General features: G+C 27.5%; 23 protein-coding genes. 16 read left to right on the top strand and 7 right to left on the bottom strand.

The window, feature by feature from the left end; all coding sequences use genetic code 11:
- Nucleotides 1-18: 18 nt before the first annotated feature.
- From Q6H37_RS15085 to Q6H37_RS15075, 3 genes are read left to right on the top strand one after another with little or no spacing between them, the layout of a single operon-like run.
- Nucleotides 19-384, top strand: coding sequence for a GntR family transcriptional regulator (locus Q6H37_RS15085; RefSeq protein ID WP_318733570.1), 366 nt, complete (start codon nucleotides 19-21; stop codon nucleotides 382-384).
- A gap of 7 nt (nucleotides 385-391) precedes the next feature.
- Nucleotides 392-1,096: an ABC transporter ATP-binding protein gene (locus Q6H37_RS15080; protein WP_318733568.1), complete on the top strand. Its 705-nt coding sequence runs from the start codon at nucleotides 392-394 to the stop codon at nucleotides 1,094-1,096.
- Nucleotides 1,089-1,853, top strand: a complete 765-nt coding sequence (locus tag Q6H37_RS15075) for a hypothetical protein (protein ID WP_318733566.1) — start codon at nucleotides 1,089-1,091, stop codon at nucleotides 1,851-1,853. The genes Q6H37_RS15080 and Q6H37_RS15075 overlap by 8 nt, the downstream gene beginning before the upstream one ends.
- Before the next feature lie 78 nt (nucleotides 1,854-1,931).
- Here the strand turns inward: Q6H37_RS15075 and Q6H37_RS15070 are convergent, their stop codons facing one another.
- Nucleotides 1,932-2,141 carry an IS3 family transposase gene (locus Q6H37_RS15070; RefSeq protein ID WP_318743032.1) on the bottom strand — a complete coding sequence of 70 codons (210 nt, stop codon included), beginning with the start codon at nucleotides 2,139-2,141 and terminating at the stop codon, nucleotides 1,932-1,934.
- A gap of 173 nt (nucleotides 2,142-2,314) precedes the next feature.
- Between Q6H37_RS15070 and Q6H37_RS15065 the strand changes: the two genes are divergently transcribed.
- The 3 genes from Q6H37_RS15065 (at nucleotide 2,315) to Q6H37_RS15055 (ending at nucleotide 5,156) form a co-directional block, all read left to right on the top strand.
- A complete protein-coding gene (locus tag Q6H37_RS15065) occupies nucleotides 2,315-2,869 on the top strand; it encodes a DUF6431 domain-containing protein (protein ID WP_318742904.1) in 555 nt (184 codons plus the stop codon).
- A gap of 206 nt (nucleotides 2,870-3,075) precedes the next feature.
- The gene (locus Q6H37_RS15060) at nucleotides 3,076-4,374 is read left to right on the top strand and encodes a DDE-type integrase/transposase/recombinase (RefSeq protein WP_318733564.1); all 1,299 of its coding nucleotides are present in this window, start codon (nucleotides 3,076-3,078) and stop codon (nucleotides 4,372-4,374) included.
- Nucleotides 4,350-5,156: an ExeA family protein gene (locus Q6H37_RS15055; protein ID WP_318733562.1), complete on the top strand. Its 807-nt coding sequence runs from the start codon at nucleotides 4,350-4,352 to the stop codon at nucleotides 5,154-5,156. Before Q6H37_RS15060 ends, Q6H37_RS15055 begins: the two co-directional genes overlap by 25 nt.
- A 168-nt stretch (nucleotides 5,157-5,324) precedes the next feature.
- Here the strand turns inward: Q6H37_RS15055 and Q6H37_RS15050 are convergent, their stop codons facing one another.
- Nucleotides 5,325-5,987, bottom strand: coding sequence for a DDE-type integrase/transposase/recombinase (locus Q6H37_RS15050; RefSeq protein ID WP_318733557.1), 663 nt, complete (start codon nucleotides 5,985-5,987; stop codon nucleotides 5,325-5,327).
- 47 nt (nucleotides 5,988-6,034) lie between these two features.
- Nucleotides 6,035-6,409: a transposase gene (locus Q6H37_RS15045; RefSeq protein WP_318733555.1), complete on the bottom strand. Its 375-nt coding sequence runs from the start codon at nucleotides 6,407-6,409 to the stop codon at nucleotides 6,035-6,037.
- A gap of 350 nt (nucleotides 6,410-6,759) precedes the next feature.
- Here Q6H37_RS15045 and Q6H37_RS15040 point away from each other — a divergent pair, with 350 nt between their 5' ends.
- Nucleotides 6,760-7,302 carry an NADH peroxidase gene (locus Q6H37_RS15040; RefSeq protein WP_318733552.1) on the top strand — a complete coding sequence of 181 codons (543 nt, stop codon included), beginning with the start codon at nucleotides 6,760-6,762 and terminating at the stop codon, nucleotides 7,300-7,302.
- 51 nt (nucleotides 7,303-7,353) lie between these two features.
- On the opposite strand, the gene Q6H37_RS15035 is transcribed toward Q6H37_RS15040, so the two are convergent.
- Complete coding sequence (locus tag Q6H37_RS15035; RefSeq protein WP_318733550.1) at nucleotides 7,354-7,674, bottom strand: DUF1540 domain-containing protein; 321 nt, start codon at nucleotides 7,672-7,674, stop codon at nucleotides 7,354-7,356.
- 233 nt (nucleotides 7,675-7,907) lie between these two features.
- Here Q6H37_RS15035 and Q6H37_RS15030 point away from each other — a divergent pair, with 233 nt between their 5' ends.
- Entirely contained in the window at nucleotides 7,908-8,681 is a 774-nt protein-coding gene (locus tag Q6H37_RS15030; protein ID WP_318733548.1) for a tetratricopeptide repeat protein, read from the top strand.
- A 131-nt stretch (nucleotides 8,682-8,812) separates the two neighbouring features.
- Here the strand turns inward: Q6H37_RS15030 and Q6H37_RS15025 are convergent, their stop codons facing one another.
- Entirely contained in the window at nucleotides 8,813-10,165 is a 1,353-nt protein-coding gene (locus tag Q6H37_RS15025) for an alpha-amylase family glycosyl hydrolase (RefSeq protein ID WP_318733546.1), read from the bottom strand.
- A gap of 247 nt (nucleotides 10,166-10,412) precedes the next feature.
- Between Q6H37_RS15025 and Q6H37_RS15020 the strand changes: the two genes are divergently transcribed.
- Genes Q6H37_RS15020 through Q6H37_RS15010 form a run of 3 tightly spaced genes read left to right on the top strand, consistent with a single transcriptional unit; the run spans nucleotide 10,413 to nucleotide 13,390 of the window.
- Nucleotides 10,413-10,868, top strand: coding sequence for a DUF441 domain-containing protein (locus Q6H37_RS15020; RefSeq protein ID WP_318733545.1), 456 nt, complete (start codon nucleotides 10,413-10,415; stop codon nucleotides 10,866-10,868).
- 13 nt (nucleotides 10,869-10,881) lie between these two features.
- Nucleotides 10,882-12,222 (top strand): Na+/H+ antiporter NhaC family protein, encoded by a 1,341-nt coding sequence (locus Q6H37_RS15015; RefSeq protein ID WP_318733543.1) that lies wholly within the window; start codon nucleotides 10,882-10,884, stop codon nucleotides 12,220-12,222.
- A gap of 55 nt (nucleotides 12,223-12,277) precedes the next feature.
- On the top strand, nucleotides 12,278-13,390 hold the full coding sequence (locus Q6H37_RS15010) for a glycoside hydrolase family 113 (protein WP_318733541.1): 1,113 nt from the start codon (nucleotides 12,278-12,280) through the stop codon (nucleotides 13,388-13,390).
- A 55-nt stretch (nucleotides 13,391-13,445) separates the two neighbouring features.
- Here the strand turns inward: Q6H37_RS15010 and Q6H37_RS15005 are convergent, their stop codons facing one another.
- Nucleotides 13,446-14,126, bottom strand: coding sequence for a TrkA C-terminal domain-containing protein (locus Q6H37_RS15005; protein WP_318733539.1), 681 nt, complete (start codon nucleotides 14,124-14,126; stop codon nucleotides 13,446-13,448).
- A gap of 248 nt (nucleotides 14,127-14,374) precedes the next feature.
- Here Q6H37_RS15005 and Q6H37_RS15000 point away from each other — a divergent pair, with 248 nt between their 5' ends.
- The 5 genes from Q6H37_RS15000 to Q6H37_RS14980 all read left to right on the top strand — a co-directional run bounded on the left by Q6H37_RS15000 (nucleotide 14,375) and on the right by Q6H37_RS14980 (nucleotide 17,525).
- Nucleotides 14,375-14,647 carry a hypothetical protein gene (locus Q6H37_RS15000; RefSeq protein WP_318733538.1) on the top strand — a complete coding sequence of 91 codons (273 nt, stop codon included), beginning with the start codon at nucleotides 14,375-14,377 and terminating at the stop codon, nucleotides 14,645-14,647.
- A 110-nt stretch (nucleotides 14,648-14,757) separates the two neighbouring features.
- Nucleotides 14,758-15,246 (top strand): MogA/MoaB family molybdenum cofactor biosynthesis protein, encoded by a 489-nt coding sequence (locus tag Q6H37_RS14995; RefSeq protein WP_318733536.1) that lies wholly within the window; start codon nucleotides 14,758-14,760, stop codon nucleotides 15,244-15,246.
- 20 nt (nucleotides 15,247-15,266) lie between these two features.
- Nucleotides 15,267-15,737, top strand: coding sequence for a cyclic pyranopterin monophosphate synthase MoaC (gene moaC, locus Q6H37_RS14990; RefSeq protein ID WP_318733534.1), 471 nt, complete (start codon nucleotides 15,267-15,269; stop codon nucleotides 15,735-15,737).
- Nucleotides 15,738-15,769: 32 nt separating this feature from the next.
- Entirely contained in the window at nucleotides 15,770-16,201 is a 432-nt protein-coding gene (locus Q6H37_RS14985; RefSeq protein WP_318733531.1) for an MOSC domain-containing protein, read from the top strand.
- 277 nt (nucleotides 16,202-16,478) lie between these two features.
- On the top strand, nucleotides 16,479-17,525 hold the full coding sequence (locus Q6H37_RS14980; protein WP_318733529.1) for an HD-GYP domain-containing protein: 1,047 nt from the start codon (nucleotides 16,479-16,481) through the stop codon (nucleotides 17,523-17,525).
- Nucleotides 17,526-17,714: 189 nt separating this feature from the next.
- On the opposite strand, the gene Q6H37_RS14975 is transcribed toward Q6H37_RS14980, so the two are convergent.
- Nucleotides 17,715-18,731, bottom strand: coding sequence for an AI-2E family transporter (locus Q6H37_RS14975; RefSeq protein WP_318733526.1), 1,017 nt, complete (start codon nucleotides 18,729-18,731; stop codon nucleotides 17,715-17,717).
- Nucleotides 18,732-18,787 lie beyond the last annotated feature (56 nt).

The raw sequence follows: 18,787 nt of genomic DNA, 5'->3' as shown, positions 1-18,787 counted from the left end.
ACATAAGGAGGTAGAAAAATGGATATAAAGTTTGATGATAAACTTCCTATATATGTTCAAATAATGAATAATATAAAAAGGGATATAGTTTCAGAAAATTTGAAACCAGGTGATAAATTGCCATCAGTAAGAGAAATGTCAGCAAAGTTTAAAGTAAACCCTAATACACTTCAAAGAGTTTATCAAGAATTGGAAAGAGAAAATATAACTTATACACAAAGAGGTACAGGTACTTTTGTTAAGGAGGATATAGGTATGGTAAGTAAGTTAAAAAAGGATATGGCAAAGGAAATTATAGATAATTTTATAAATGGAATGAAAAACTTAGGGTTTAGCAATGAAGAAATAATGCAGATAATCCAGAATAGAATACAGGAGGACTAATAAAATTATGGAAGACTTTATTTTAAAAGCTAATAATATTGAAAAAAGTTATTTCAATAAAAAAGCATTAAATGGATTAAATTTAGAAGTTAAAAAAGGAAAGATAGTAGGACTTTTAGGTCCTAATGGTAGTGGTAAAACTACTTTTTTAAAAATAGCTGCAGGTATTTTAAGACAAAGTAGTGGAGAAATATTTATAGATGGACATAAACCAGGAGTATATACTAAATCTATAGTATCCTATTTACCAGATAAGGACTATTTATTTAAATGGATGAAGATCAAGGATGCAGTAGAATTTTTTAATAGCTTTTATAAAGATTTTGATAAAGATAAAGCTGCAGACCTTTTAAAATTTATGAATTTAGATGAGAATTCTAAAATTACAGCTCTTTCAAAGGGAATGTGTGAAAAATTATATTTAACACTTACTTTATCTAGAAAAGCAAAGCTTTATATATTGGATGAGCCTTTGGGAGGAGTAGATCCTACTACAAGAGAAAAAATACTAGATGCTATATTAGATAACTATAGTGAGGATAGTTCTATGATAATAACTACTCATCTTGTAAATGATATTGAAAGATTATTTGATGATGTAGCATTTATATCAAATGGAGAAATAGTGTTAAGTGGTAATGCTGAGGAATTTAGAAATGAAAAAGGAATATCTATAGATGAATTATATAGGGAGGTATTTAAGGATGCTTAATCTAATAAAATATGAATTAAAGGGGTATGCAAAAGAACTTATTATAAGTCTTGGTATAATTATTGTACTTAATTTGTTATTGCTCACAAGAATAAAAGCATGGTCAAATGAAGGAATAGTTTCTTTATCATGCATGATAACTTTTGCCATACTTATTGTGGTTTTTGTATGGAATATAGCCTTATTTAGTAAGGATATGTATAAGGATAGTGGATATTTGTTATTTACTCTTCCAGAAAGCGGTTATTCTATTTTAGGAGCAAAGCTTTTAACAGCTTTAATTCAAAATATAATAGTGGGATTAGTAGCAATTCTTTTTAATTTTATTATATTTACACAAGTTGCAGATGATTGGAAAGAAATTTTATCAAAAGTTTCAGGTTATCTTAATCCTGGGTTTGTTATACTTATCGTTGTAAGTGCTGTAGTATATATTGTATATTTGCTAACAATAATATATTTTTCAATATCACTAAGTAGGGTTGCAATTAGAAATAGAAAACTAGGAAAATTAAGTGCTTTTGCAATATTTGTTGTTCTTTCAATTATAATAGGCCAACTTTTAAGAATAACATCTAAAATTTTTCCCGAAACATTCAATGTGAATATAGTATCATCTAAACTACAAAATGTTATGGTTATGTATCAAATGCATGGAATTGACATCAATATAGCATCTTTAATTTTTGAAGTTATAATACTTATAGTTCTTTTTATAATAACTTCTTATATTTTAGAAAATAAAATAGATCTATAATTTTATAGTATTAAAAACAGTACTCAAAATATTTTGGGTGAAGTTGTCAACTAAAAGTAGACAACAATAAAAGCAATATTAACCAAAGCCTCGTTCAGTTCGATACTGAATGGGGCTTTGATAACTTAATGCATATGCTGGTCTATCATTATTGTAATAATGGATGTATCTGTCCACAAATTCAAATAGATCATCTTCTTCCCAAAATCTAAAATCAACTGCCATTTCATCTTTAATCCAACCGTTTATTGATTCAATAACTGGGTTATCTGTTGGAGTTCCTGTTATTAAGCAATTTATTTGCTTAATAACAGGTTCAAAAAAAGTAAATTATAATAGCCTTTCTTTTTACGTCAGATTAAATAATCTGACACAAAAAGAATAAGATTATTTAATCTGACTATAATTTAAAAATATAAAAAAATTTTATAGGACTGAAAAAAGTGATAGAAATAATAAAGATGCCTTACGGCATAAGAAAATATAATAAGCTTAATAAGTATAATAGGTTTCCCATAAAATATGGATGCGAAGCATGCGGATATGAAGGAAAACTATATAGACATGGATTCTACTATAGAAATTTGATTACATTTAACAAAGCTTATAGAGTAGTTATCATTAGATATAGGTGCAAATCATGCCATAAGACGTACTCTCTTATTCCAAGTTTCATAATACCTTATAGACAATACACCTATCATGTTATATTAACTTGCCTTATTATTATGTTTAAATTTAATTACTCATTTAGCAAAATTATTAAGTTTGTTAACTCTATAAATTGTATGTTATCCATAAACAAAACTCATTTATCATTTTGGAAAAGCAGACTAATAACTTCTTTAACGGCTATTCGCCTATTTTTTGCACAACTTAAAATATTTTGCCCTGATACCAAAAATGTTTTTCCATCCAATTTACTTACAATGATTACTGATTTTTCACGTTTAAGATATGATTTTAATTTAAGATTTTTCTTAGATATGCCTAAATATTTTTTCTGTAAACCTTAATTACAGAAGCTTTAGTTTTTTTGCCCTTTATCAAATTAAACACTTCTTATTTTTTTAATGCTTATTTACTTAAAACTTGTCTCAACTTTTAAATTTTATTTTGAAGTTCTTATATTTTTCCACACAACTTTTAACGGTTAAGGCTGATTATTGAGGTACATAATTAAAAATGAAAATAAACTCAAAGTTGAAGGAGGCATTTAATTATGATATCTCATGAATTAAGCCAAAAAATAGCTCTGTTTAGATACTCTCTAATTGCACCTATAATCACTAATACTTTTACTCAATCTTCTGTTAAAGAATATTTATCAGAAATTGCTGCTAAATCTTATACTATGCCTAACGGCGGAAGAAAAGAGTATTCTCCGGCTACAATTAAAGGTTGGTTAACCTTATATAGGAAACATGGTATAGACGGTTTATATCCTAAAACAAGAGATGACAAAGGTTGTTCAAGAAAAATTTCGCAAGAAACAAAGCAGTTCATTATAAACTGCAAAATTAATTCCCCCAAAAAAACTGCTAAACATATATATCATGAAGTTATTGCCAAAGGATTTGAAAATGAAAACAATATATCTCTTTCTACAATAACTAGATTCATAAAACAGGCTAATATAGCACCTCAAAAGCTGGCGCCTCAAGATAGAAGAGCCTTTGAATTTGAATATGCGAATGAATGTTGGCAGTCTGATGTATCTGTTGGACCTTATCTCACTATTCAAGGCAGAAAATATAAAACTTATATTATAGCTTTCCTTGATGATGCTAGTAGGCTTATTGTTGGATGTAAAGTATTTTTTAAAGATGATTTATTGTCTCTTATGGCTGTTTTTAAAGATGCGGTAGCATCTAAAGGTATTCCTAAAAAAGTTTTTGTTGATAACGGAAAGATATATAAAAGTGAACAGTTTCAACTTATATGTGCTTCACTTGGGTCTATTTTAAGCTTTGCTAGGCCATATTCTCCTCAATCGAAAGGTAAAATTGAAAGGTGGTTTCAAACAATGCAAAAACAATGGATGAATTCAATAAACTGGGGTGATTTTAAGTCAATAGACATTTTGAATGAATCTCTATTGACTTATGTTAATCACTATAACAAAACCTTTCATTCATCAATAAATTCTACACCCTTTGATAAATATATGAATAATATTGAAAATTTAAGGTTTGTTTCCTCTAAAAGTGAACTTGATCATTTATTTTTATATAAAGTTCAACGTACTGTTAAAAATGACTCCACAGTATCCATAGGAACTAAATTATTTGAAGTTCCATTAAAGTATGTAAGAGAAAAAATAAATATTCGTTATGATCCTACTTCACTTGATAAAGCATACATCTTCTCTGAAGATGCTAAGCTTACAGATACTATTTTCCCACTAAAAAAATTGATAACTCAAAGGTTAGAAGATCTAATAATGATTCTGTTGATTTTTCTGCCTTTAAAGCTAACTAACCGGAGGTTGATATTATGTATAAAACTTTTTATGGGTTAACCTTTGACCCATTTGATAAAAATATTGATTTAACACACAGCTTTAAATTCCAAGACTTTAATCACGCATTAAGCAGATTAGAATTTTTAAAATCTGTTTTGGGCATTGGTGTACTTACTGGTGAACCCGGAGTAGGTAAGTCTTTCCTACTCCGTTATTTTGTAAATTCACTCAACCCCAATTTATATAAATGTATATATATTCCTATTTCGACCTTAACGGTCATGGATTTTTACAGAGCTCTTTGTGATGGTCTTGGAATAATTCCTGCCTGTAAAAAAGTTACTATGTTTAAACAAATACAGGAAGCTATATACACTTATAGTCATAGTAAAAATATAACCCCAGTCATTATATTAGATGAATGTCAGTTTTTAAGCAATTCCATCCTTGATGATTTAAGAATTATATTTAACTTTAATATGGATTCAAAGAATTATGCTATGCTAATTCTTTCAGGTCAACCTAACTTTTTACTTCAACTCAGCAGACAAATTCATGAAGCGCTGCGCCAGCGAATTTTAATGAATTATTGCTTACGAGGGCTAACGCCAGAAGAATGTAAACCCTACATAATTTCAATGCTTAAAGCCGCAGGCTGCATAGAACCTATTTTTACTGATGATGCATTTGAACTTATGTATTCAACCACAAATGGCTCTATAAGACCTTTAAATTCTCTAACGAGAATGTGTCTTATTTCTGGTGCTAATCAAAAACTTTCCTCTATTAATGCTGAAATAGTTTATAAAGCTCAAAGCGAAATTGACCTTACAATTTAATTTTAAACACTGCTTACTTGGCAGTGTTTTTTTATACCTATATTAATTGTCTAATTTTCATATTTTATACATTGTGGATATTGTGAAGAAAGGTTGATTTAATTTGACTTTTTACATATTTTTTTCTATCGTAAGATTATTTAATCTGCATTTTTACCATATTATTACTTAATTTAGGTTGAAATAATTTGACTTTGAATAGCTTAAATAATTTGACGCGTAACAAGTTCCTACTCGCGACATAGAGCGAATTATGTTACAATTATTATGAGCTTTTGCGAATGCTCTTGAAGAATAGACTGCTCCTTGATCCGTGTGCAAAACGACTGGAGTTGTTTGTTCTTCAATTTTTTTCTTTAAATCTTTCAAACATAAAAAGTAGGTACGTCTATCACCGGGTTTAGATGTGAGGTGATGTGCAATAATCTCATTGTTGTATGTATCCATAATATACGTTAATTCGTATAAGCGGCCTCTATGTTTAAGGCAAGTCATATCTGAAACTACTAATTCTAATGGTTTTGAAGCATTCCACTTTCCTTTAACTATGTTTGGATAAACGATATTTTCATTCCCAGGTCTCCTATATTTATAATTTCTAACTTTGGATTTGATGCCACTGATTTTACAGCACTTATGTGCAAGATTATCTGAAAACGACCACCCAGTTTCCTTGCGGATGACTGCAGCGAGTCTATGATATCCATATGATTTATGTTTGCTATGAGCTTCTTTCAGTAAATCTGTAAGTAGTTCCCTATCTTTCTCATATCGATTCTGTACACCCTGACGGGATTTCCACTTGTAGTACCCAGAACGGTTAACCTGCATTAAAATACAAAGAGCCTTAAGAGAATATTTAACTTTTAAGTTGTCAATTATTTCGTACTCGGATCTTTTATAGAAACGAACTCCTTGTTTGCACCAACTCCTTTCACCATGTACCCTTTTTTTAACCTTTCAATTTCGATTTCTTGTTTTGCTACAATTAAACGAAGTCGATCTAATTCCTTCATTGATTTGCTTCTATGTAATGCTGCAAACTTATTTCCTGATTTCTTTTTATTTTCTAAGCCAGCTTCACCTTCATTTAAATATTTATGAATCCATGTTGCAATCATACCACTTGCGATACCTTCTTCTTTTGCTAAAGTTGGCCGACCAATACCTTCATCAAAATATCTACGGACAATACGGAGTTTTTCTTCCTTAGACCATTTTTTATTTTGACCACCTTTTGTTCTACTCATCATAATCACATCCTTCTAACTTGATTTTAACATGAAAAAAGTAGACATGCTTTTTTCATGTCTACTTTTATCTTACAACTTCACTCAAAATATTTTGGGTACTGTTTTTGTTTTAGTTTCTGCCAATATATCTACATACTAAATATTATGTAAACTAAACTTAAAGTAAACAATCTATATTAAATCATAAAATTATAAATATCATTTCAATATAATAATAAAAATTGTTAAACAATAAATAAAATCACTTTAAATTGTATAATGCATTGATAAAAATATTTATATTACTAGAGTAAAAAAACTTTAAAAGAGAAAAATAGTAAGGTAAAAATTTTTAGAAAAGGAGAATTCATATGAAAAAATTTGTTTGTACAGTTTGTGGATATGTCCATGAAGGAAATGAACCACCAGAAGTATGTCCTATTTGTAAAGCTGATGCAAGTAAGTTTAAAGAGGTAAGCGAAAACTTATCTTGGGCAGATGAACATAGAATTGGTGTAGCATCAGAGGTTGATAATGAAATAGTAGAATCACTAAGAGCAAACTTTTTAGGAGAATGCACAGAGGTAGGTATGTATCTTGCCATGTCAAGGCAGGCAGATAGAGAGGGGCTTCCTGAAATTGGTGAAGCATATAAAAGAATAGCCTTTGAAGAAGCAGAACATGCATCAAAATTTGCAGAACTTTTAGGAGAAGTAGTAAAGCCTAATACTAAGGAAAATTTAAAGGCAAGGGTTGAAGCTGAATATGGAGCTTGTGATGGAAAGAAAAAACTTGCAAGTCTTGCAAAGGAAAAAAATTTAGATGCTATTCATGATACAGTTCATGAAATGTGCAAAGATGAAGCTAGACATGGCAGAGCTTTTAAAGGTTTGTTAGATAGATATTTTAAGTAAAAGAAAAGGATTCCTACTTGTAAAGTTAAGGAATCCTTTTTTTATAAGAAATTATTTGTTTTTAAAAGTTAAACAATTAGTTTCTGTATACAAATTCACATTATCACCATTGACTTTTATAGAATCTGCGTTGCATATATTATTGGAATTATGAGTACAAGTTACTACATTACAAGTAATTGAGTCACAGCTATCTTTTGGATTATTAACGTTATTTGTAAGATGACTGTAAACTACAGAATCTAAAAAAGAGGCACAACAGGTTCCAGAATCACTTTGAGCACTTTTTCCACCAACATTTACAACATTAGCATAACAAATTCTTTCATCATTGTGTGAACAATTTATAACATCACAATTAATTCTTGACATAATATATCTCCCTTCTTGATTGATATATTAAGAAGTTTAACCCAAAATAAGATAAATTATTTAATACTAATACAAATTTTTATTGAATTAAATAATTTTTTAATAAAATAAATAATTGATATTTGTGTATAAAGCTTAGAATTGGTAGTGTCATGAATTATATGATATATCTAAAAATTGTGACCATTTTTTAGATGTATCATATAATAGTAGAATAGGATGTTTTAAAGGAGATGTTTATAATTAATAATAAACCTATTGAATTAAGAACATTTGAAGATAAAAAGAAGATAGCAGAAAAATTTTATTGTAAAGCATATTATTCAATTTACGATGATGAAAAAATTAAATTTTATACAATGGCAATAAATATGAATTCTAAATATATAGATGCTTATTTTAATAGAGGAGAGGTATTTAGAAGCTTAAAAGAATATTCTAAAGCAATAAAGGATTTTATGAGGGTAATAGAATTAAATCCTAAAGATAAAGAAGCTTATAACAATATGGCGGTTGCTTATTATGAAAATAGAGAATATGAGAAAGCTTTAGATAGCTATACTAAAGTAATAGAATTAGATGATGAAAATTATAATGCTTATTTTAATAGGGGGTTAACATATAAGGCTCAAAATAAATATCATAAGGCAATAAAAGATTTTTATAAAACAATTGTTTTAAATCCTGAGGATAAAGAAGCTTATTGTAATAGAGGAATTATGTATTATAGTATTGGAGAATACAATAAAGCAATTGAAGATTATAATAAAGCAATTGCAATAGATAGTAAATATGAAGATGCGTATAACAATAGAGGAACAGCATTTTACTTAATAGGAAAATATAAAGAAGCCATTGAGGATTATATAAAGGTTATAAAATTAAATCCTAATAGTTCAGAAACATATTATAACATATCATTAATATGTGGAGAAAAAAATATGTGCAATATTATATGTGGTGAAAATAAAAAATGTATTATTTTAAATTTCAAAGATAGAATATAACATATCTTTGAAATTTACAGCAAATGATAATTAATATTTATATGATGAAGATTGATAGTATTATATTGAAAAACAAATTATAAAATTTAGATGTATATTTTACTATCAATTTTCATCTAGAAAAAAAGCTTTTAGCAAACTTTTAATATTTTTTTACAGTAAGGTTCAAGATTTAAAGTTATTATTCCATTTACTAAAGTGTATTCCTTATTATTATCTAGAATATCTACTAAGTAAGTTCTCCAATTAGGAATATTAAATTTAAAGGAGCTAATTTCCTTATCTGATAAGTTTAATACAACTAAAATGGTTTCTTTATTGTAAATTCTAGCAAAGACAATTTGTTCATTCTTTATAACAATTTCCTTATATATTCCAAACTTTAATGAAGGATAAGAAGTTCTTATTTTAGAAAGTTGAGCTATTAAATTAAAAATGTCTTCATTTAATGTTTGATTTTTTATTTCACTTAAGCTGGGTCTTAAAGTTAAATCAGAATTCTTTTCTTTTTTTCCTTTAATACCATATTCACTGCCATAGTATACAGAAGGTATTCCAGGTATTGTGAAAAGCATAGTATATGCAAGATAAATATGATTTGGATTATTTAATATACTTGATATTCTAGTTACATCATGATTATCAATAAAATTATAAAGATTTAAATTTTTGTATATTCCATGTTCTCCAAACTGTCTATTAAGAGAATAATTTATTTCAAAATAGTTTTTATCATTTAAACTTGAATAAATACCTTTATAACATTCATAGTTAGTGATAGAATCTAACATATTTTCATTTGCCCATATATTATAATCACCATGTATTACTTCACCCATTAACCAAAAATCTTCTTTTTTGTTTTTACAGTAAAATGAAAGTTCTTTTAGAAATTTTATATCTAAGCAATTGGCAGCATCTAATCTTAAACCATCAATATTAAAATTTTCTATCCAATAAGATATAGCCTTAAATAAATGATCTCTTACTTCGGAATCTTGTAAATTTAGTTTTACTAGCTCATAATGTCCTTCCCATGTATCATATGAAAAGTTATCTTTGTAAGGACTTTCTAAGTTAAAATTAATATTTGAAAACCAATTGCAGTATTTGGAATTTTGCTTATTTTTTATGATGTCTTTAAATGCAAAAAAGTTTCTTCCTACATGATTAAACACTCCATCTAGTACTATTCTAATTCCATTTTCATGTAGTGATTTACAAAGGTTTTTAAAATCTTCATTACTCCCTAGTCTTTTATCAATTTTATAATAGTCAGTGGTATCATACCCATGAGTATTAGATTCAAAAATAGGACCTAAATAAACTGTATTTATACCCAAAGATTTCATATGTGGAATCCACTGTTTAATTTTCTCTATTCTATTTACAATTTGAATTTCAGAATTATTTAAAATAGGAGTTTCACAAAATCCTAATGGATATATATGATAAAATATTGATTCATGTACCCAAGATTTCATTTTGAACATTCCTTTCATTGAAATATAAATTATAATAATGCTTACAATTAGCTGTAACTATATAACTTAGATTTATATATTACATATTGATTTATGGAGTAGTATAATATATATTATGCCTATCTATGGTAAAATGGTCAAACTTAAATTATAATTTAAATCAGGATTGTGAATAGTTTAAATGTAAAAGAATATATTTGGTATTAAAAATATTTAATAATTATATTTTTGCGGGGGATGATTTATTTTGGAATCAAATATTATGTTAATTGTGATACTTATTGCATCAGTAGTAGGTAAAGCAAATTCTGTAGCAATAGCTACCTGTATTCTTTTAATGATTAAACTTTTAAATATAGAAGGATATATTTTCCCATTTATAGAGAAGAATGGTGTAACTATAGGATTGATAGTACTTATAGCTGCTATATTAATTCCCATTGCAAAGGGAACTATTACATCCAATAATGTAAAAAGTGTATTTACATCATGGATAGGTATAATTGCATTAATCTTATCCTTTTTAACTACCTATTTAAGTGGTCTTGGTTTAAACTATCTTACTGTACAGGGACATGGAGATGTTATGCCTGCAATGATTTTAGGATCAGTAGCAGCCGCAGCTTTTTTAGGTGGAGTTCCAGTAGGCCCACTGATTACATCAGGAATGCTTGCAGTAATTGCAAAATTAATACACAAATAATGAGGTGTTTATCTTGGATTTGATTATATGTTTTATTGTTACATTTTTACTGTTGATTTTAAGTGTTTACAAAGGAATATTTGTTGCATATCCTTTGATTATAGGCTTAATGATGTTTTTTGTAGCAGCAGTAAAAAGGGGTTACCCTGCTAAGGATGTTCTAATAATGGCTTATAAAGGAGGAAAAAAATCTGTTTTAGTTATAAAAATATTTGTGCTTATTGGGGCTATTACAGCAGTATGGATGGCTTCAGGTACTGTGTCTGCAATAGTTTATTATGGAATAAAATTATTAAGACCTAATATTTTTATTTTATGTGCATTTTTAATTAGTAGTTTTGTATCATTACTTATAGGAACATCTTTTGGTACTGTAGGTACTGTTGGGATAGCACTTATAGTTATTGCAAGAAGTGGTAGGGTTGATATTGCAGCAACAGCAGGAGCTATTATAGCAGGTGCATATTTTGGAGATAGATGTTCTCCTATGTCTTCTAGTGCAAGTCTTGTTGCCTATATTACAGGAACAGATATTTATGATAATATAAAAAATATGTTCAAGAGTTGTATAGTGCCTTTTTTTATTTCAATTATTTTTTATGCTGCTATATCACAAATATTTCCTTTACATAAATCTAGCAGTGCTATAAATGATGAAATATTAAAAGTATTTAGTGTAAATATAGTTGTTTTATTGCCTGCTTTAGTAATCATTATTTTTTCCTTATTTAAAGTGAATGTAAAAATTTCAATGCTTATTAGTATAATTACAGCCTTTTTATTAAGTGTTATTGTTCAGCATAATACTATTGTAAATTCAATGAAATATATAATTTTAGGATACAGTATGGATAAGTTTAATCCACTTTATTCAATAATAAAAGGTGGGGGAGTTATCTCAATGTTAAAAACATCTTTAGTGGTATTTATATCTTCTGCTTTTTCTGGAATTTTTGAAGAAACTGGAATGTTGAATATCATTGAAAATATAACTTATAAGGCAAATTCCAGGTATAAGCTTTTTAGAAATATGGTTATCACAGGAATACTCTCTTCAGCATTTGGATGTAGCCAAGCTATTGCAGTTATATTGACACATATGTTGAATAAAAAGGCTTATGAAAAAAACAAAATGAATAATGAAGCTTTAGCTGTTGATTTAGAAAATACAGCAATAATTATTTGTGCTTTAATACCATGGAATATTGCATTACTTCTTCCAATAGTGAATTTAGGAGCAGATGCTTCATGTATACCATATTTATTTTATTTATATATATTGCCTATTTTTAATTTAATATTTTTAAAATTTAAATCGAAACAAAAGTATTTTCTTTGCAAACATTGCACTTAATTTGAACAAAATTTCAGTTAGCTTTAGAAAATTTATCTAACAAATGGAGGTAAAAATGAATAAGAAAAAAATCATAATATTATTGATGATAATAATTATAATTGGTGTTGCATTTCATGTTATTATGACTAATCCAGATTCTAGAGGATTTGTTAACAAAAATATAAATAAAATTGAGGGAAAAACGCTAAATGAAAAATTTCAAACAAAAATTAAATCAGGTAATTTAGCTACAGATTATAAAATCGATGAGGCTATAAGTGATGTAGATAAATTTAAGTTAAATACTTTAAATGTTCCTGTTGTTGTAAACATAAAAGATTTGTCATCTAGTGATATGACAGTAGATAAAGCTAGTGAAGAGAAGGCAAAAAATTTGATAAAGAAACTAAAAGGAAAGAAGATAAATATAATATTAGAACCTTATCCATGGATAGATAATGGAAGTAAATATGAAACAGCTTGGAAACCTAATGATCTAAATACTTTTTTTTGGAATTGGAAAAGTAAAGTATTAAAAACTTTAATTGATGATATTGCAGTACCATATCATGTAGATGCATTGAATATAGGTTCAAGCTTTGTAAACATGGAATTTGCAGAAGGTTATTGGTGTGATACTATAGATTATGTTAGAAAATATTATAAAGGATTAGTAACTTATAGAATGGGTTGGTGGTATACAGCTAAGTGGAAGCCAGATACAATTACTGCTTATGAAAACAAGTTAAATAATAAAATGTTTTCAAAGCTGGATTTCATTTCTATTGCAGCTTACTTTGAACTTACAAATAGCAGTACTAATACTGCAGAAAATATATTTAGTGCTATAGAGAGCACACAAATATATGATAGAAAACAGAATATAAAGCAAGAAATAAAAAACTTCCATGATAAGTGGAATAAACCTATTTTTTTTGGAGAATTAGGATTTCCAAAAACTAATGATGCTTCTGTACATCCATGGAATCCATATCAAAATGATATAACCAATAATGTAGAGCAAGCTAATTGCTTTGAAGGTTATAGAAGAGCATTTGAAAAAGAATCCTGGTTCTTAGGATTTTCTATATTTGCAATAGGAGAAAATAGTATAGATAAAAGATATTATCCTAGTGAAGAAAGTACAAGAGTTATTAATAATTGGTATCAAGATAGTAAAAAATAATATTATAGAAAGGACAAATCAAGTTATAATATGATTTGTCCTTTTGTTTAAGAATTTAATGTTTTTTTGGAGATTTATTTAAATGAAATGTTTTTAGAATTTCTTCTACTTTACCATATAATAAAATATTGTCCCCTTTTTCTAATACATAATCTCTCTTAGGAAAACCTATAAATTGATTACCTTTATCTATATTTAAAATTATCATATTTCGGGGTTTTAAATTAGAATCTTTTAATGCAACACCAACTAATCCGCTATTTTCATCTATGACAATGTTATATACGCCATAACCTTTAGCTCTAGTAACAAGCTTGTACATTTTAGTTGGAGATTTATATTTTGAATATTTTTTTAATATTATTTTTTCTATAAGGTTGTCCAAATAGCCTATAAGTAGTTTTTCTCTTAAAATTAACCACATGAATATGAAAAATATTATCAGTATGGGAAGATTTTTTATAGACATAGAATGTTTAATTATATCTACTAAAAAAGATATACCAGTAAGAAAGCCTACATATCCTAAAATCATAAGTATTTGTGCTAATCTTCTTCTAGTTGGATGTTGAGTTATGAGTTCAGCTTCTTTTGTGGTAAATCCAGATCCTGTAAGTAGAGATATGACTTGAAATCTTGACTTTTCTTCAGATAAGCCTGTAAGTTTAAAAAAAACAGTAATTATTTCGACTATTAGTAAGAAGAGCATTATAGATAGTAAAAAGTATAATAGCATATTGTGACCTGCCTTTCATTATAGTTATTATAAATATATTTATTCCACCTTTTTTGAAATATTCCTTTTAAATGTTTATATAAAAGATAAGTGGATTGAAAAAAGTTAATACTTTATTAATACTTTATTAAGTAATATTTGATACCATTTATTAAAATGATATGATATAATATATCATATAGTAAGAATACATTATTTAAAAGATAGTAAATTAAAAAATATCAAAAATGAAAAGAGGTTTGTTAATTATGGATTTTGTAAATAGAAATTTTTCAGGAATCTTTAAAATAGCAATTGGGATAATAGTTTTTGTTTTATTTATTAGAATTTTGCCTTGGGTAGCATTGATTGGTGTTGTTTTTTGGGCATGTAGAAAAGTTATTAAAAAGTTTAAAAATTGGAAAAATCAAAAAGATATAAAAGAAGAAACATTTGAGAGAAATAGCACCATATATGATGAAAAAGATGAATTTGACCTTTCTGAAAAGAAAATTGTGGATGTAGATTATAAGGAAGTATAGCATACTAAATTTAAGTGTTACATTGCAAAATTTTGAAAATTCATGTATTATAGGTTTAAGAATATTACATAAATCTAAAATATAAATTTTCATTGTTAGGTGGGGATAAAATGATAAAGACAGCTATAATTACTGTAAGTGATAAAGGATCTAGAGGAGAAAGAGAAGATGGAACAGGAGAAGCATTAAAGAATATATTAGATCCAAATTATTATAGTATAGATTACTATAAAATTGTACCCGATGAATTAGATAAAATAGTAGAAGAGTTAGTATATCTTTCAGATGATTTAAAAGTAAACTTAGTACTGACTAATGGAGGCACAGGTTTTTCAAAAAGAGATGTAACCCCTGAGGCCACAATGAAAGTGATAAAAAAATATGTACCTGGTATAGGAGAGGTTATGAGAAGCGAATCCTTAAAAGTAACTCCTAAAGCTATGCTTTCAAGAGCAATTGCAGGTATAAGAAACGATACTTTAATTATTAATTTGCCTGGCAGCCCTAAGGGAGCAGTGGAAAATTTGCAAGCAGTACTACCTGCACTTCCACATGGAATAGATATATTGACAGGTAAGGCCTCAGAGTGTGCAAGATAGTATAAAAAAGGAGGAAGGACATGGAACTTACACATATAAACGATGAAGGAAGAGCTAAAATGGTTGATGTAAGTGAAAAAAATGATACCGAAAGGGAAGCAATAGCAAAAGGCTCTATATATATGAAAGAGGAAACTCTTAAAAGAATTAATGATGGGGGAATAAAAAAAGGTGATGTACTTTCAGTGGCACAAGTTGGTGCTATAATGGGAGCTAAAAATACGTCACATATTATTCCAATGTGTCATCCAATTATGATATCAGGGTGTGACATTAGATTCAATCTAGATTTTGAAAATTTGAAGATAGATATTGAAGCAGTAACTAAAACTGTAGGAAAAACTGGAATTGAAATGGAAGCTCTTACTGCAGTTTCAGTGGCTGCACTTACTATTTATGATATGTGTAAAGCCATAGATAGAGGAATGGTAATATCAGATATTATGCTCATGCGAAAAAGTGGAGGAAAATCGGGAGTGTTTCAGCGCTAATTTTCAAATTATATATGGGGAGGAATGAGGAAATGGCTAAAGTTGTTGCTGTAAATATAAGTGAAGTTAAGGGAGTTATAAAAAAACCTATAGAAAGAGGCTTTTTTAAAGAAAATTATGGATTAGAGGGAGATGCTCATGCTGGGGACTGGCATAGGCAGGTTAGTTTACTTTCGAAGGAAAGTATTGATAAAATGAAAGCTATGGGAGTAGAAGGATTAAGTAGTGGTAAATTTGCAGAAAACTTAACTACAGAAGGAATAACTTTATATGAACTTCCAATTGGAACTAAGCTTAAAATAGGTGAAACTTTAATGGAAGTGACTCAAATAGGAAAAGAATGTCATAAAGGATGTGCTATACGTAGTCAGGTAGGTGACTGTATTATGCCAAGGGAAGGTATATTTACAAAAGTTTTAAGAGGTGGTTATATAAAATCAGGAGATGTAATAGAAGTAGTTTAAAATAATTTAAGCAATCCTTTAATAGATTGGCATACTATTAAGGGATTTATTCATGTAAAAAGTATTCAGAAAGTAGTAACTTTGGGGGATCTTAAAAAATTAATGGATTTGGGGTAAAACTACTTTCTGAATATAAATGGATTAAGTATATTATATACAGTTTAATAATAAATATCAATAGATATCTATTATTAAACTATATATGTTAAAAATAAAACTACACTTAATTAGTTCGATAATAGCAATATACGATGAAGAATTGGAGGAAATAATTAATATGAGATACATTCCAGTACTATGCCTTAAAGAAGGTATGAGGCTTGGTAAAAACATATATTCTACTGAAGGTGTTGTACTTTTAGCTGAAGATGTAATTTTAACTGAAGAATATATAGCTAGTCTTATAAAAATAGGAGTTAATGGTGTTTATATAGACGATAGTATATCTTCTGATATAGATGTAAAGAATATAATTTCAGATGAACTTAGAATTGAAGCAATTAAATCTATTAAAAACATATACAATAATTCACGTAATGTAGTAAGAACAATAAGTATGGTTGAAAACATAGCTAAAAGTATTATGTTTGAAATCTTACGCAATAAAAATATAATGATAAATATGATAGATATTAAAACTTTTGATGACTATATGTATACTCATTGCTTAAATGTAGGTGTATTAGCAGCTGTGGTTGGAGTAGGACTTAATTTTGATACTAAAAGAATAGAAAAATTGACTGCTGCGGGATTACTACATGATATTGGCAAGGTGTTTATATCTAAAGATGTATTAAATAAAACTGGAAAATTAACAGAGGAAGAAGAAAAATTATTAAGGAGTCATTCTGAGCTTGGGTATAGGTATATAAAACAATATTATACTATACCTGTTACGTCTTATGTAGGTGTACTTCAGCATCATGAGAGATTTGACGGCAAAGGATATCCTGATGGTAAAAAAGGAGATGAGATATCAAAGTTTGGAAGAATTATATGTCTTTGTGATGCTTATGATAAATTGGTTACAGAATCACCTACAAGAAAGGCATGTATACCTTCAGAAGCCATAGAATACATAATGGCTAATAATGGACAAATGTTTGATCCAAAGTTAGTAAAAGTATTTCTTAGAAGAGTGGCACCATATCCTGTAGGATCAATTTTAAGATTGAGCAATGGAGAAAAAGTTATTGTAGTAGAAAATAATGAAGAATGTTCTATTCGCCCTAAAGTTAGAAATGTAGAAACTCAAGAAGTATATGATTTAACTTATGATTGGAATTTAAGGAATGTAACCATTGTTGCTGTAGAAAATATATAATGGAAATTATGAAATTAATTTTATATAAAAGCTATGAAATAAGGAAATAATAAAAATGTACCTAAAAATAGATTTTTAAAATCATCTACTTCAAGGTACATTTTATTATATTTTAGTTTTATAGCTTTCATTTTGTAATAATTTTAAAATATAGTTCATTATGAATTTGTCTTAAAATAATATGATGAGCTAATCATTTACTTTTACATCAAGTAAATCCAATATGAACATTACAAGTGGAATACCTATAAGTAATCCCCATACTCCCATAAAATGTTCTGAAGCTATAAGAATTATAAAAGTAAAGAATATAGGCAATTCAATTTTAGCTGACATCAATTTTGGGTTTAAAACATAACTTTCAAGTGAATGAACTACTGCTACCATAATTAGCACATATAAAACCTTAGTAAATCCACCTATTTTAAATGCAATTAAGGAAAGTGGTATAAGTGAAATTATAACTCCTGCTACTGGAACTAAACTTAATATAAATATCATAAATCCCAATGAAATTAATTGAGGGAATCTTAATATAGAAAGCATAATAACAGAAATTATGGTGTTTGCAAAAGCTATTACAATTTGAGCTTGTATTACCTTACCAAAGGAATTTAAAAAATTATTTCCAAAAAAGCTAAAGTATTTAAACATAACACTTACTTTGCTTGTTTTAAATTTTTCTAAGAAAGTAATAATTTTTTTCTTTTCCAGCATAAAGAATAAACTTAACATTATAGCAAGGAATACATTGGCACTCCATTTTCCTATATTGGCAGCTAGCTGAACTGTAATATCAAAACCTGATTTTACATACTTTTGTAAGTCAATTTGTTGAAATGCACTTACTAAGTATTTTTGAATAATGTCTGAATTAGAATTAGTATTAAAATCAAATATAGGCTGATTTAACAGAGATTTAGTTTCAGTAATAAGTAAAGGTATATAATTTACTATTATTAAAATTATAGAAGTAAATAATAAAGTGTACAAAAGAATTGTAATAAGTTTTTCTTTTACAGGAGTAATTTTTTTTAATTGCTTTACAATTATACCTTGCAAACTATTCATTAAGTAAGTAAATAGAAAAGTCAACAATAACATATTTAATAAAGATTTCACCAAATACAAAATTATTATTAAAACAACAAAAAATAGAAATCTCTTAGTAGATTCTTTTGAAAAAAATTCTTTTAAAAAGTCCATAAAAAGTCTCCTTAAATTAAAGTTTTAGTTTTTCTTCCTGTATATTCTAATATAAT

The sequence above is a fragment of the Clostridium sp. JS66 genome (assembly GCF_033561535.1).
Classification (GTDB): Bacteria; Bacillota; Clostridia; order Clostridiales; family Clostridiaceae; genus Clostridium_AM; species Clostridium_AM carboxidivorans.
The sequence above is the reverse complement of the archived record's forward strand: the minus strand, read 5'-3'. Positions and strand labels throughout refer to the sequence as shown.